Origin of the sequence: Brevibacillus humidisoli (assembly GCF_020923435.1) — a bacterium.
GTDB classification, from domain to species: Bacteria; Bacillota; Bacilli; order Brevibacillales; family Brevibacillaceae; genus Brevibacillus_E; species Brevibacillus_E humidisoli.
Map to the genome: position 1 here is coordinate 3,114,774 of NZ_CP087263.1, position 14,616 is coordinate 3,129,389.

At 54.4% G+C, this 14,616-nt stretch carries 13 protein-coding genes and 1 pseudogene; 2 read left to right on the top strand and 12 right to left on the bottom strand.

Annotation, left to right across the window (positions count from 1 at the left end; genetic code table 11):
- Positions 1–411: 411 nt before the first annotated feature.
- A complete protein-coding gene (locus LOK74_RS15315; protein ID WP_230047023.1) occupies positions 412–615 on the bottom strand; it encodes a cold-shock protein in 204 nt (67 codons plus the stop codon).
- A 234-nt stretch (positions 616–849) separates the two neighbouring features.
- Here LOK74_RS15315 and LOK74_RS15320 point away from each other — a divergent pair, with 234 nt between their 5' ends.
- Both LOK74_RS15320 and LOK74_RS15325 read left to right on the top strand, forming a co-directional pair.
- On the top strand, positions 850–1,326 hold the full coding sequence (locus LOK74_RS15320) for a hypothetical protein (RefSeq protein WP_230042895.1): 477 nt from the start codon (positions 850–852) through the stop codon (positions 1,324–1,326).
- A 70-nt stretch (positions 1,327–1,396) separates the two neighbouring features.
- A complete protein-coding gene (locus LOK74_RS15325; protein ID WP_230042896.1) occupies positions 1,397–1,837 on the top strand; it encodes a carboxymuconolactone decarboxylase family protein in 441 nt (146 codons plus the stop codon).
- A 125-nt stretch (positions 1,838–1,962) separates the two neighbouring features.
- On the opposite strand, the gene LOK74_RS15330 is transcribed toward LOK74_RS15325, so the two are convergent.
- The 11 genes and pseudogenes from LOK74_RS15330 to LOK74_RS15380 form a co-directional block, all read right to left on the bottom strand.
- Complete coding sequence (locus LOK74_RS15330) at positions 1,963–3,933, bottom strand: dynamin family protein (protein WP_230042897.1); 1,971 nt, start codon at positions 3,931–3,933, stop codon at positions 1,963–1,965.
- 3 nt (positions 3,934–3,936) lie between these two features.
- Positions 3,937–5,571, bottom strand: coding sequence for a dynamin family protein (locus tag LOK74_RS15335; RefSeq protein ID WP_338148615.1), 1,635 nt, complete (start codon positions 5,569–5,571; stop codon positions 3,937–3,939).
- Between the two features lie 270 nt (positions 5,572–5,841).
- Positions 5,842–6,837 (bottom strand): LLM class flavin-dependent oxidoreductase, encoded by a 996-nt coding sequence (locus tag LOK74_RS15340; protein ID WP_230042898.1) that lies wholly within the window; start codon positions 6,835–6,837, stop codon positions 5,842–5,844.
- 166 nt (positions 6,838–7,003) lie between these two features.
- The gene (locus LOK74_RS15345) at positions 7,004–7,333 is read right to left on the bottom strand and encodes a DUF3870 domain-containing protein (RefSeq protein ID WP_230042899.1); all 330 of its coding nucleotides are present in this window, start codon (positions 7,331–7,333) and stop codon (positions 7,004–7,006) included.
- A gap of 70 nt (positions 7,334–7,403) precedes the next feature.
- A complete protein-coding gene (locus tag LOK74_RS15350) occupies positions 7,404–8,180 on the bottom strand; it encodes an ABC transporter ATP-binding protein (RefSeq protein WP_420908793.1) in 777 nt (258 codons plus the stop codon).
- Positions 8,181–8,219: 39 nt separating this feature from the next.
- Positions 8,220–8,768: pseudogene (locus tag LOK74_RS24390) on the bottom strand (ABC transporter ATP-binding protein); the annotation flags it as partial.
- Positions 8,765–9,793, bottom strand: coding sequence for a branched-chain amino acid ABC transporter permease (locus LOK74_RS15360; RefSeq protein ID WP_230042900.1), 1,029 nt, complete (start codon positions 9,791–9,793; stop codon positions 8,765–8,767). The pseudogene LOK74_RS24390 and the gene LOK74_RS15360, both read right to left, overlap by 4 nt.
- 15 nt (positions 9,794–9,808) lie before the next feature.
- The gene (locus LOK74_RS15365) at positions 9,809–10,696 is read right to left on the bottom strand and encodes a branched-chain amino acid ABC transporter permease (protein WP_230042901.1); all 888 of its coding nucleotides are present in this window, start codon (positions 10,694–10,696) and stop codon (positions 9,809–9,811) included.
- Positions 10,693–11,913 (bottom strand): ABC transporter substrate-binding protein, encoded by a 1,221-nt coding sequence (locus LOK74_RS15370; RefSeq protein WP_230042902.1) that lies wholly within the window; start codon positions 11,911–11,913, stop codon positions 10,693–10,695. The genes LOK74_RS15365 and LOK74_RS15370 overlap by 4 nt, the downstream gene beginning before the upstream one ends.
- Before the next feature lie 231 nt (positions 11,914–12,144).
- Complete coding sequence (locus LOK74_RS15375; protein WP_230042903.1) at positions 12,145–12,666, bottom strand: type 1 glutamine amidotransferase domain-containing protein; 522 nt, start codon at positions 12,664–12,666, stop codon at positions 12,145–12,147.
- 349 nt (positions 12,667–13,015) lie between these two features.
- On the bottom strand, positions 13,016–14,593 hold the full coding sequence (locus LOK74_RS15380) for a M4 family metallopeptidase (RefSeq protein ID WP_420908794.1): 1,578 nt from the start codon (positions 14,591–14,593) through the stop codon (positions 13,016–13,018).
- Between the last annotated feature and the right edge of the window lie 23 nt (positions 14,594–14,616).

A 14,616-nucleotide genomic window follows, 5' to 3' on the forward strand; every position in this document is an offset into this window, starting at 1 on the left:
TACTGGCAACCTCAGTCAGCACAGACAGTCAGCACAGAAAAACTGCCAGGGAACACCCTGATGGTCTTTTGCTTTGGACGAACCATAGTGGGGGGCGAAAGAGAAAAACAGGTTCGCTCGGCTCGTGCCAGTGCCTGCTAGGAAGCCGGGATGACCGTCTCCGCTCCAACAAATCGGTACAGCGGCCAAAAGCCCTCAAGGGGCGGGGGGATTTCCTTTCTGGATTGGGGACCGGAGCGAGCAACAACGAGGTCACTTCGAATAAAAAATGGTTGCCGATTCCATTAACAGACTGGACTGTCAGGGTGTTCCCTAACAGTCCAGTCTGTTAAGAAAGAAATATTGGTTTTGACGACCGGAATGGAGGCTGCGTCTATTCATTAGGCGGCCGCGTAACGACTGAGCCGTAGGTTATCCTTGTCGAATAACATTAGTCGCCTGTGGCCCCTTTTGCCCTTCTACAATATCAAAGGTTACCACTTCGCCTTCCTCCAGATTGCGGAAGCCGCTGCCGGCGATTCCCGTAAAATGGACGAAGATGTCTCCTCCACCTTCTTTCTCAATAAATCCATAGCCCTTTTCCTTACTAAACCACTTTACTTTGCCTTGCATGATCTGCTCCTCCTCATTACTCAGGCGGTTATCCGCTTTTCTTTATCTTATGCGAGGAGGTTCGGAGGTGAACTGCCTGGTGTGCTATTTTAATCGGCTTCTCTTTCGGATAAAATGTGTAATGATTCTTCACGGGCGAGCTGTACACCTAGGGGGTGCTCAGAGTCGCGCTGCAACAGGGTTCTTCCTGGTGCGGCAAGCTCTCGCCTCCGGATTGGAAAGAGGGACGTGATCACGATGCGTTATGTATGGTTGTTGCTTCTATTGTTCGCACTACTATTACCATTTCGTACTGAGGTGGAACAGGCCATAGAGAGTGGGCGACAGGTTGTAGAAGCGGGACGGCAGATGCTGCTGGCAGGAAAAGAGTTGGCCGATTCGGAAGTTGCCCAACAGTTACAAACGTTTTTGCAGGAGAAGTACGACTCCTCCGCCCCATTGCGTCAGGCGATGTTCTCTGGTGACGGCAAGCTGCTCGCTGAGGAGTTGAAAAAAACCGAACTGGCCAACTTCAGCTTTTATCGCTCGGAGCTGTTGGATGTGGAGTTTCGCGGCAAACTGACGGGTGACGGCACGTTTCAGGTGCTCCGCTATCAGGTGAGCCAGCCTTCCGCCGAGCCGACGATCATCAAAGAATTCCAGGTTTTCCTAGACAACAGTGGGGAAGTACAAGTGGAACAAGCCTCTGCGTCAGAAGAACAGCTTTCTCGATAAGCGTGTCTTGTCACAAGATCTCCTCCTGAATCGTCATGTTGGTGTATCACGATTACAAGGAGGAATTGAGATGAGATTACATCATGCGCAAGCAAATCCTGAGGCTTTTCAGACCATGCTGAAGATGGAATCGTACGTCAAAGAGAGCGGAATTGACAAGAGACTGCTGGAATTGATCAAAATCCGCGCCTCGCAGATCAATCGCTGCGCCTTTTGTATTGACATGCATACGCGTGACGCACGGAAGCTGGGAGAGACCGAAGAGCGCATCTATCTGTTGAATGCCTGGGACGAAGCTCCCCATTTTAGCGAGGAGGAAAAAGCCGTGTTGGCTCTGACAGAAGCCGTCACGCTCATCTCGCAGGCTGGGGTCCCTGAGGAGGTGTACGAGAAGGTGCGCGCTTACTTTGACGAGCGGCAGTTCGTAGCCCTGATCATGGCGATCAATACGATTAACTGCTGGAACAGGCTGTCTGTCTCAACAGGAAAGGCGCCTGAGATCGTCAGGTAAAGGTTGAATCGGTAGTACACGCAACACAAGAATAGAAGGATACAGACAACCCCTCCGGTAGAAGCAGGCAGCACGTGCCCATTCTCTCTTCCGGAGGGGTTCTCTTACGTCCTATGATCCAATCCTTACCCCAGCAATTCGGCAAGCCGCTGCTGCCTTTGCCGCAGGTCTGCCATATCTACTTTCATCTCTAGTGCGGCTATGAGACCGGTGAAGTACTCCTCCACCTGTCTGGCCGCCCTCGCCCGTTCTTCCTCGATCATCCGGGCGAGAGCGAAGGCAAAGGTCTGCGCCAAGCGTTCCCCGCCCTCTTGCAGATAGCTGCTGACAGGCTCTTGCAGCAGCTTCTCCAATTCTTCACGCAGCTTCTGCTTTCCGTCCCGCTCAAAGAAATCCTTGGTGTTTTTAAACAGGGAAAGCGCCGCCTGCAAGTGGGGCAGCGAGGCAGACGACAGCTCCTCGTCAAAGGCAGGTGTCTGTACACGTCGCGCCGTATAGGGAGACAGACGGAAGCCGGGAGCGTGGCTCGCCAACTGTTCGCTCCACTGATCGATCAACTTGACGCCCCATCCGTTGAGAAACTTCTCCAGACGAAGCGAGGTTGCTCTGAGCTCTTGTGCCAGATCATAGCTGACCGAGCGCAGCAATTCCTGCAGACAGCTTTTTAGCACTTGTTTGAGATTGCGACCGTCATCAACCAACACAGACGGGTTAAAAGCATATTGAAACAGTTCTGCGAAGCGGAAAAAGATGCGTTGCTTGACGTAGTACAACAGTTCCTCGCGCTCACTGTCCAACTCCCGCTCAACGGAAGCAGACAGAAAAGAGTCAAGCGTCTCCAAGGTCTGCCGACGCACTTCACTTAATTCTTCTCTTCGTTGGCTGCGGACCTCTTCCCCCTGTTCAGCCAGGGAGATCATCTCGGCAAGGTTGCTGGAGGCCCGTCTCATCTCACTCTCCGCCGCTTCCACTGCCATCTGCGTCAGTTCCTCCAGCGTAAAACGGAGAAAATCCTGCTCAAACACGGGAAGTCCGGAGAGAGCCAGCGCCCGCTCAGCAGCCGGCAGCGGCCCATTCTCTGCTGTGCCGGTTCGCTGACGGTATACCTTTTCTGCAGAGCCGGACAGCTTGCCCTTTTCGTGCAGTTTGGCCAGTAAGGCGGTCTGGCTGGAGAGCGGATAGATCCGCGGGTGGCGAATACCGCAGGCAAGCAGATTTTTTTCCACATGGGAGAGTACTCCGCTCAACTCTTCCGGTGAAGCAGCCAGATCGGCAGCATTGACAATAAAGAACATCTTGTCCAGTTCAAACGTCTCTTTGACCCGTCCCATCTGCAGCAAAAACTCACGGTCAGCCTGAGAAAAGGCGTGGTTGTAGTACGTGACGAACAGGACGGCGTCCGCGTTTTTCATGTAGTCGAAAGCGACGCCGGTATGCCGCGCATTAATCGAGTCAGCTCCCGGCGTGTCCACTAGTGTAATCCCCTGAGCGGTCAATGGGCACTCGTAGAACAGTTCCACCAATTCGACAAAACAAGCCTTCTCCTCTTTGGCTACGAACCCTTTAAACGCCTTCATATCGACAACCTGCTCGCCGCCCAGCAGGTCGGCCATCTCCGGCCACCCTTTGATGACCGCCTTTAAAAATGTGTAATGCGGCTTGGCAGTTGGCGCAATCTGGGAAACATCGATGCTTCCTACCGCATCGAGGCCGCTTTGCAGGTCGTCTGTGACGATCTCAAAGACGGCAAGTGACCGCTTGATATCGCTCTCCATCGCTTCAGCCGTCTTCAGCAGGACGCGGACCGTTCCGTGCGGAGCATCATCGGTCGGCGGCATGATCTTGTTGATCGCTGCAGTCGTCGGGTTGGGCGAGACCGGCAGGACCATATCGCCCAGCAGGGCATTGGCAAACGAAGACTTGCCCGCACTGAACGCGCCAAACAAGGCCACTGTAAAACGATTGGCACCCAGCCGCTCGGCACGCTCGATCAATGACTGCGATTGGGTCTGCATGCCGGGCAATCCGGCAATCTCGGCACTGACGAGGCGCAGTCGCTCAGCCGTATCCAATAGTTTTGTCTGTACCAGGTTCATGGTTTACTCTCCCTCTAGCAAAATCGATCGCAGTCGTTCAGCAGCCGCCTCTTCCGCCGCGGCAAGCTGAGCCTGCGACTCCAGCATTCCCTTTACCTCGCGAAGCTTCTCCATACGTAGGGTTAGCTCGCTGCGCTCCAGCGCCGAGCGTTCTTTCAGCCGTGCGGCTATCTGCTCGATCAGGGTTAGGCCAATCCTTCGATATTCCGCTTTGATGCCATCGGAAATGTCCTGACAGTAGTTGAGCACGTATTCTCGGGAACCGGCGCCCGGCTTCACCCGGTCGGCGAGGTACTCGGGCGTCACTTCAACCTCTACCTTGTGCACGGCCGCATGATACTCTTCGTCGTGCAAGCCGTACCCCTCCGGCAGTTTTACCATCAACTGCTTAAAGTGTCTGTCGAGATTGGCCTCCACTTTGTCTCGGAAATCGCCTAAAAGCCCCTCCAGTCGGGCCGCGCGCTCTTCTTCCGTCTTTTTTGACGCAAAGAGCAGACCCACCTTAAAGTCTGGACGACGGCTCTCCAGATAGCGCTCTGCTGCTTCATTGGTGCTGTAGTAGGTGAGGCGGGCGTTTTCCAACAGCTTGGTCAGTTCTGTCTTCATCTCATCCAATGCACGATTCGGAGTCGCCTCCAGTTCGGCGATACGCTGTTCCGTTTGTGCCAGCGCATCCTCCACATCTTCCCGATCGTTGCTGTCCATCCCCTCTGCAGCCGCGGCCAACTCTGCCTCCAGCGCATGCCGCTGTTCTTCATGCTGTCTGATGTGATAGCGACGGTGCTCCTCGACCAGATACAGGGCGGAGCGGGTAACGCTTGTCCGCACCAGTTGCGTCCGCTGTGCGAGCAGTTCCGTCAACTGACCGAAAAACGCCTCATACTGATTTTCCGGGTGATCCGGTTCAGCAAGTGACGTGTAAAAAATGGCATCGGGCGCGATGTTCCAGTTTTCAAACGCTTCTTCTACACTCTCTCTGTAGTCGTCGAAATCCAATTCAAAATCGACGTGCTTGTCAATCATATTAATCACCAAAAAGACCGGTTTTCCCCGATCCTTCAGTGTCTTGGTAAACTGAAAGTTTTCCTCTGCCTGCACGTGATTGTAATCCATCATGTAAATCACCGCATCGGCCAGATGCAGCGCCGATTCCGTGGCGACTTTATGGGCAGCATCGGTCGAATCGATGCCAGGGGTATCCAACAAAGCAGCATGCTCGCCGAGAAAAATGTCAGGGCAGGATATCTCCACCCATTCCACCGTATCTCCGTCTGCTGCAAACCGCTTCAATTCTTCCATCTCTGTCTCAGGATCGAAGTGAAGCACCCCTTGCTGGCGCGTATGGACGCGGGCAACCGATTCGCCACCGCGGATTTTGACCACGTTGGCGCTGGTGGGGATCGGATTGGACGGCAGCAGTTCTCTGCCGAGCAGCCTGTTGATCATGGTCGACTTTCCAGCCGAAAAATGGCCGCAAAAAGCGATCACCAATTCTCCTCCGCCCGCTTTTTCCGCCAACTGCCGCAGCTTAGCCGCCGTGCCGCTATCGCCTGTCTCCTCCGCCAGGCGGGCAGCGCGCTCGATCCGCTCGGCCATCTCCGGAAAACTCCCCTTCTCCATCACTTGCTTGCTGTTCACGACTCGATCATCTCCATCTGTCTACTTCACCATGCCGAATGTACCATACCTCATCCGTTTGTTCAACGACTAGAAACAGGATGGAGTGAGAAAACTGCGATCCTTGAGAGAAGTCAAAAAAATAAGAAAGGCTGCGATGGAGTGATGATCGCAGCCTTGTAATGTCATCGGAAGGTACTGCTGCCCGATCCCCCTGTCGGCTATCGGTGGGCAAAATAACCGTTCACTGATCTGCTTTTCTGGGTTAGAAAGCGGGCGGCCTCCCGTTCACTATTGATCCCGGAAGGCGGGCATAACTTCCTCGGCAAACAACTTGATCGACGACTTCACCTTTTCATGCTCCATGCCTCCGAAGTTCATCAAACACATCAGATGATTGACGCCGGCGTCTTGGTACTTCTTGATCTCGGCGATGCAGTCTGCCGGCGAACCGACAATCAACTGTTCTCTGGCGGCGAGATCTTCATATACCGCCCCTTTGCCGTACAGCCTGGTGCGCAGGTAGCGGTTGAGCGGTTCATAAGCGTTCTGCACTGCTTCCTGTGTTGTCTCGGCCACATGCACATGCAGGGCAATCGGCTTTTCCAACATGGCCGGATCAAATCCTGCCGCCAGACTGGACTTATCGTAATGGTCGATGATTGATTTCAACTCGGCCACAGAGTTGCTGTTTACATAGGCGACCCCCATGATCGGCTCACCCATCTTGGCCACATATTCCACTCCCTGCGGACGAAGGGCTGCCACCCAGGTAGGCACCTGCTTCTGTACCGGCAGAACGTCGAGCGAGATCTCCCCGTACTCGTGATACTCCCCTTTATAGGTGAACCGTTCTCCACTCCAGAGCCGTTTGAGAATATCAAATTTCTCATTAAACAAGAACGGTTTGATAGCCGGATCAATCTTAAAACCGCCAAACTCATGCGGCAGATAGCCGCTGCCTAATCCCATGTTTAAACGACCGCCGCTGAGATAGTCGACGAGCGCATAATCTTCTGCCACCCGGACAGGATCGTGGAAGGGCAGGACCACTACTGAAACCCCGAGCCGAATCCGTTTAGTGATCCCGGCAGCAGCCGTCATCAACATATGGGGCGATGTCAGTATGCCGTATTGGTGAAAGTGATGTTCGGCATACCATACGGCATCGTACCCGTATTGCTCACCAAGCACGGTCTGTTCCAGCACCTGCTCCAAAAACTGACCCGGCGTGCGCGGCAGTTCGTTGGCATAGTTGTCAAACACAGTAAAAAGACCAAACTTCATGACGAAACTCCTCCTTGTTTTGGGTTGGAATATGAACAAGGCCGGCTGAAACCAAGGCTTAGACCATGACAATCGCCATGTCCTCTTCCTTGTTCCGCCGGCCTTATTTGCTAGTGAGAATTGGTTGTGCTCCGCATCCCCGTAAATAAGCAGCTTGACTCTCTATTCATTGTTTTCTCATCTCGTGATAACGATCGATCGCCGCTCGTATCGATTGCAGCACGGCCCCTTGACCGGGTACCAGAAATCGTTCCTGTATCAACTTGGTAATATCACCCACACCATTGGCGATGCTTCTGCCTCGGAGCAGATGAGCCAGATAGTCGCTCGTCTTTTCCATGACAAACGTAAACGCGGCGTCCACGATCACATCATCATCCACATCGATGATCAACACACAGCCAACCAATGTGTAGACTTCGTACAGTGTAGTTCCTTTGGGCACCTGGGCGAATCCGGCCGCCAGCACCGTGTTTCTGCCTTCGTAATCAGTCATGTCGACACCTCCCTCACTGCCGATTTCCCGCAAAAACAGCAGGATTTTATCGATTCCGCTCTTGTTGCCTTTAGGGTCCGGCGAGAAACGCCTGGCTGAGTCGAGCATCCGCGAGCAGTTCTTCGGGCGCCCCGCTAAACTGGATGCTGCCCCGCTCCAGGGTATAGACGCGGTCTGCAATGCGCAGGGCAGCTCGCGCATTCTGTTCGACCAGCAGGATCGTCATCCCTTGTTCCTTCAACTCGTACAGCTTCTCAAAGATCTCAGCAACGATAAGTGGTGCCAGGCCCAGGGAGGGTTCATCCAGCATCAGCACTTGCGGTCTGGCCATCAGTCCTCTGGCGATCGCAAGCATCTGCTGCTCGCCGCCGCTCAGCGTCCCGGCAAGCTGCTTGCGTCGCTCCCGTAAACGAGGGAACAGGGCATACATCCGCTCTACATCCTCTTCAATCGATGCTGCTTCCCCTCTGTCCGGCTTCCAGAAGTGTCTGCGGGTGTATGCGCCAAGTTGCAAGCTCTGCTCAACGGTAAGCTCTGCGAACATTCCCCGCCGCTCCGGCACATGACTGATGCCAAGGGCAGCCAACTGTTCGGCAGTCCTTCCCTGTACTTCTTTTCCGTGCACGTACACTGCTCCTGCTGATACCGGGATAAGTCCCGAGATCGCCGCCAACAGAGTAGACTTGCCTGCGCCGTTGGCACCGACGATCGTAACCAGTTCATGCCGTTTAACTACCAAAGAGACGTTTCTCAACACATGGATGCTGCCTCGGTGAGCATCCAGATGACGCACCTCGAGAGCCGTCCCCTCCTCCGCTGGCTGCCGCCGCGTGGACGAACTGGTCAACTCTCCGCTCTCTTTTCCCAGGTATGCTTCGATCACCCGCTCATTGCTGCGGATCTCTGCCGGTGTTCCGATCGCGATCGGCGTTCCGAACTCCAGCACCACAATCTGGTCAGCTACCTCCATCACAGTCGACATGTCGTGCTCGATCAGCAAAATCGTCAGTCCGTCTGCCCGCAGGCGCTTCAACAGATTGACCATCGAGGCGATTTCTTCCCTGCTTAATCCGGACATCGGCTCATCCAACAGCAGCAGTTTCGGCTCAACCGCCAGTGCCCTGGCTACCTCCAGCAGACGCTGCTCACCAAATGACAGATCTTTTGCCGGAGTATCCGCCTTGTGAGTCAATCCAACGTCGGTCAGTAGCTTCTGGGCAAAGGCAGACGCCGCCTGCTCCCGTTCCTGTACGCGCGGCAATCGCAGCATCACCGACAACAGCCCCGCTTCTTGCGTCTGTCGACAGGCCACCAGCACATTTTCCAGCACGCTCAGATTGGTAAACACCTGCAGGTTTTGGAAGGTACGTGAGAGTCCACGGCGGGCGATCTGATGCGGTTTGCCTTCAAAGGAGAGCAACGCCTGTCCGTTCATGTCGCTTTCCTCCCATCGTGTTGCCTCAGCTTTGACCAGAGCTTGCTCAATCCTCCGGAAATCCCTTGCGGCATGAAGATCATCATCACGACGAGCAGTCCGCCAAAAAAGATCGTCTCCATCGCCCCCGCAGACGATTCTGACAAGAGCAGCGGGATCACTTCGCGCAGCAGTTCGATCAGTACGGTCACCACAATCACTCCCACAAGTCCGCCCCAGACGGAGGCCAGCCCACCGACGACAGCCATCAGCACATACTTGATCGACTGCTCAAATCCGAACAACTCCGGGCTGATGAAGGTCATGTAGTGAGCGTAGAGGGACCCGCTGATCGACCCCAGCACAGCACTGATGATGAAAGCTTGCCAGCGATAGCGACCGACATGCACCCCCATCGCTTCTGCCGCGGCTGAGCTGGCATGCACAGCCTGCAAGGTACGGCCCCAAGCAGAGCTGACCAGATTGCGCACGAGCAGAATGAGAGCAAGCGCCACTGCCCAGACAAAGTAGAACCAGCCTGTCTCAGAGGACAACCCGAGCCCAAACAAGTCAAACGAAGGAATTCCGACCAAACCAGAGGGCCCTCCCGTTAGTTCCGTTTCCTCCAACAGAAAAATATTGACGACGATGCCAAATCCCAAAGTGGCCAGGGAAAGCAAGTGTCCGTGCAGGTTGATCGTGATCAACCCCAGCAACGCGGCAACCCCTCCGGTCAAAACGATGCCGATCAGCAGAGCGACAATCGGCGGGAAGCCGTAGGTCGCGGTCAGGATTCCCGACGTATAGGCTCCCATGCCCCAAAACGCAGCCTGGCAAAGTGTCACAATGCCACCATATCCCATGATCAGGGTCATCCCAGTCGCTGCAATGACGTAGATGCCCATCAGCACAAACAAGCTCGTGATATAAGACCCGGTACTGAGTGGTACGGCAAACAGCAGCAGCCCAAGGGCCATCAGTACGTGCCATCGCTGCGGAAACACGGGTTTGTTGGCATGTACATTCGTTTCTAGCTGTTTTTCCATCTCATGCCTCACCTCCTACACCCGTTTGGCACTGCGACCGCCTAGTATCCCCTGCGGCCTCAACACGAGCAGAAGGATCAACAGGAAAAAGGCGATCGCATCCTTGTAGCCGGAAGAGATTAATCCGGCGCCAAGCGACTCCAGCACTCCCAGCAGCAATCCGCCCAGTACCGCTCCGGGAATACTGGTCAATCCGCCCAGCGTAGCCGCGACAAAACCCTTCAATCCAATCATCAAGCCCATCTCCGGCGTAGCCAGTGAGATCGGCGTTACCACCACGCCAACCACACCGGCCAAGCTGGCACCAAGCGCGAGGCTGAGCAGGGCCATTTTTTCCGGTGAGATGCCCATCAATCTGCTTACTTCCTTATTGATCATGCAGGCCCTCAGAGCAGTCCCCATATAGGTTCGTTCAAAAAACAGGTACAACAGCAGCATGGAGAGCACGGCGATGATCACAACGACGATATCCTGCCGAGGCACAGCCGCCCCCAGCACCGTAAATGGTTCTCCTTCAAAAAACGCAGGCAGGGTGCGGGGATTGCTCCCCCAGATGAACAAGGCGATTCCCCTCAGCATGATAGAGAGTCCAATCGTTATGATGATCAGCACCACTTCAGAGGAATAGCGTGCCGGGTGCAGGGCGACCCGCTGTACAACAGCTCCTACCAGGCCAGCTGCCCCTACGGCGAGCAGACAGGCAAGCCACAGCGGCAGGCCGGTCGTCGCCAATGTCGCCCCGATCATCCCGGCAACCATCACAAACTCACCTTGTGCAAAGTTGATGACGCCGTTGACGTTGTATATAGTGACGAAGCCAACGCTGATCAAGGCGTAAATGCCGCCAACGGCGATTCCGGAGAAGAGCAGTTGCAAGAGATCGGGAAAGGAAAGTCCGCTCATTGGGCCAACACCCATTTGCCATCCCGCACTTGCAGCATCACGACATCCTCCGGCTTCAAGCCCTGATGGTTATCCGCTGCCGTATCAAAGATGCCCGTCAGTCCGACCAGATGGTTCACATTTTCCAATCCATCTCGGATCGTCGCCCGCGTCACTTCTCCCTTGACAGCGGCCTGTTTGATCGCTTCCGTCAGCACTAGCACCGCGTCGTAGGCCATTCCGTCAATCGGGCTTGGCTTGGCCTTGTACTTCTCCTCGTATGCTTTTACGTAGTCGACAAGAATCTCTTTCTGTGGATCATCTGCCGGCAGCTGATCCGCCACCCATACCTTGCTGGTGGCGATGTAAGTTCCTTCTGCCGCTTCGCCAGCCAATTCGATAAACGCGTTAGCCCCGGCACCGGAACTGTAGATCAGCATGCTGTCCATTTTCAGCTCCCAAAAGTTGCGGTTGACGATCGAAGCGGCCGGCGGGATCGCCCAGACGATCACCGCATCCGGGTTTAGACTCTTGATCCGGGTTAACTGTGGTTTCATGTCTTTGTCCGTCGCACCAAACTTCTCTGCCCCGATGATCTCAATGCCGCTTTCTTTGGCAATCTGCTCAAACGTCTGCTTGCCGCTGTCACCGTATGCATTGTTGACAGAGATGAAAGCCACCTTGGTCTTGCCCTGCGCCTTTAGAAACTGGACAATACTGGTCGAGATATCTGCATTGTTGCTCGGCGTCTTAAAAATCCACTTCCGCTCCTCGACGGGGTGGACGATTTCATCCCCGGAGCCAACCGAGACCAGCGGCACTTCCTCCTTTGTCATGTAGGGAATCAGCGGCATCGTCGTCGGTGTCGTGCCAGCTCCGATCACCGCAAGAACCTCGTCCTGACTGACCAGCTTTTTGGCTGCCACCAGGGAATTGGTCTCATTTGATTCGTTGTCGTAGACGATCAGGTCCAGCTTTTTCCCATTGATTCCTCCATCCGCATTGATTTTTTCCACCGCCATCTGGATGGCGTCGCGCTGTGGTACGCCCCAGACAGAGGCTTTCCCGGTCAATTCCAGAACAGCACCGATCTTCAATTGCTCGGTGCCGCTTCCATTTGAAGCGCTTTCAGAATTCTGACCCCCAGACGCTGGCGAATCGCTTGTCCCTCCACAGGCCGCTAACCCGACAACCATAGCTGCTGACAGCAAGATGGTTCCCCACGACTTCTTCTTCATGCCAAATCCCCCCTTATGTGGTTGAGAAAAATAGAAAAAACCCAGTAACGCAACACCCCTCTATGGCAATAAAGGGCCTTTGTACGTCACTGGGCTTTACCTGCTAACGTTGAGATCGAGCTTGCGGCTTTCTCCCCAGAGGTAATCCAGTTCCCATGTGGAGTTTGGTATAATCACTTTATCAAAATTGTCACACAGTTTCAACGAGGATTTTTTCTCTATAACCCGTGACTACCTGGCCAGCAGGTCGGCAAACGCCTTGGCGTAAGCGGGTAGATCCGGTGGACGACGGGAGCCGACAATGTGGCCGTCGACGACAACATCCTGATCGACCCAGGTGGCACCCGCGTTTTCCATGTCATCTTTGATGCCGGGAGTCGAAGTAGTGGTTACACCTTGCAGGATTCTGGCTGAAGCCAGCACCCACCCAGCATGGCAGATATGACCGATCGGCTTTTTTGATTCGTGCATGGCACGCACAAAAAAGAGCACTTCCGGATAGCGACGCAGCTTATCCGGCGCCCAGCCACCGGGAACGAGCACACCGTCGTAGTCGGCGGGATTCACCTCGACAAGCGATTTGTCCGACTTGCAGGGAACCCCGTACTTCCCGTGATAGGTTTCGTTGGCCGCAGGACCGACGATCTCCACCGTCGCGCCTTCCTCACGCAGGCGCAGCACCGGGTACCAAAGTTCCAAATCTTCGAACTCATGTTCGATGAAGCAGACCACCTTTTTTCCAGCCAATCTCATCTCACATTCCTCCTGTCAGTTCTGTTTGCAGTTCTCCTCCCGAGCCCGATATCCTATCGGCAAACCGGGCAAAGCCATACTTCGTAGCCATCGGCCGTCACCATATTGGGGCACCCTTCCTATTGTAACACGTTTGTCTCTTTCCTGCGGCGCAGGCGGCTTTTGTCCGGCGATCTGTTTTTTCCTGGTAGAAAGCGAAAAGCAAGAACCGTCTCTTACATGAAAGAAACGGTTCTTGCTTTTATTGGTGTTACTTGTCGTTTGCTGTATAGCCGTTGGCTGTACTGTCGTTTGCTATCTGGCTCTTTGCTAGGTCGTCTTTTCCCATCAATCGAGGCCTATCCAGTGATTACTGGACACCTACTGCGTCGTATGCTCTGTTGACCGCCGTCACTTCAGGAGAGTTGGCACCGTACAGATCAGCCGCCGCCTGTACCGCAGCATCCCTCATCTGTGCAAAGTTGGAACTGGAGTTGAGGTATCTGGTCAGAGCGCGGTAGTAGATCTTTTCCGTCTTGGCCCGTCCGATACCCGTAACGCTGACACCGTAATGGGTGCCGCCTTGGGCGATCAAGTAAGCCGCTTTGTTGTTGATCCCACTGTTGATGTGCACGCCTCCGTTGTCACCACTGCCTGTATAGCGATCGCTGTAGTGATCAGGCTGGTCGAATCTGGTGGGATCAGACATCGAGCGCAAGGCATCTCCACTGATATGCGGAGTGTACACGTCTTCTCCCATCATCCAGTCATCACGGTCCACCATCGCACCGATGATATCGGAGATCGACTCGTTGATCGCTCCCGACTCGTTGCGGTAGATGAGACCGGCTGTTCTTTCCGTTACACCATGGGTGATCTCATGGGCCACAACGTCCAAGCCGCCGGACAGCGGAATGAAGGTACTGCCGTCCCCATCGCCATAGACCATCTCTGAACCGGTCCAGAAGGCATTGTTATACCGGTTTCCGTAATGCACGTACGATACCAGCTCCGATCCTCTGCCATCATAGCTGTTTCTGCCGTGGACATCGCTGTAATAGTCGTATACCACGCTGGCATAATAGTGGGCATCCACAGCGGCAGGATCGTTAAAAACCGTGCTGTTGCTGTAAATTAACGAAGAGTTGCGGGCGTCATAGGTCAAGATCCCGGACCCCCGTGTCGTATCATACAGGTAATAACGGGAATTGTAGGGATATACCTCAAACGTCTTCGTGTCGCCCAAAACCCCTCTGCCGGATCCGGTCGCTTCCGTCAGTGCATTGTACTTGTCAATCACCTCGCCGCTGACAGCATCTACATAATAGAACCAGCGGGCGGGCTCAGGGCTGAGATGGACCACTTCCACTTCATAAGCGAGGTAGTTTTCACCTTCAAACGGGTAAATGTACAAGGTTGCTTTTGCATTTGAACGCTCTTTCTTAACCGCGAGATCAGCATCTGAGGCCGCCTTGTCCGCCTGCTGTTCATCCAGCCAACTCACTTTGCCCGCTTTTTTCTCCACATCTTTTTTGGCGATCTTGATCGCTTCCGACTCCTTGATCTTGGCTTCCGTCGGGACATCAATCTGCTCTGGATTTGGCGTAACCCGGCCAAAAAACGCAGTCACGTTGCCCTCGCTATCCATTGCGATGTTTTGATCGGAGCCATAGATAGGAATGCCCTCGTACACCTCATGCAGACGGAAGTGGTATGTTCCCAACGCTTCATCCGCTTCCTCACTCTTCACTTTAAAAAAGCGTTTGGCATCACCACTTACCTTAAACTTCTCTTTTTTCTCCTCCAGGTACGCCCACAGGGCTTCCTGCTTGCTGACCCCTTTCGGTGCTTTCCAGGTTTCGCCGATATAGGAGGGGGTGTTCAAGTCTTCATGGTAGGAGATCTTGTCCATCTCCTCTTGCGCCAAAGCAGTCAACCCTCCACTCATTCCCGTGAGCGTGAGCACCAGCG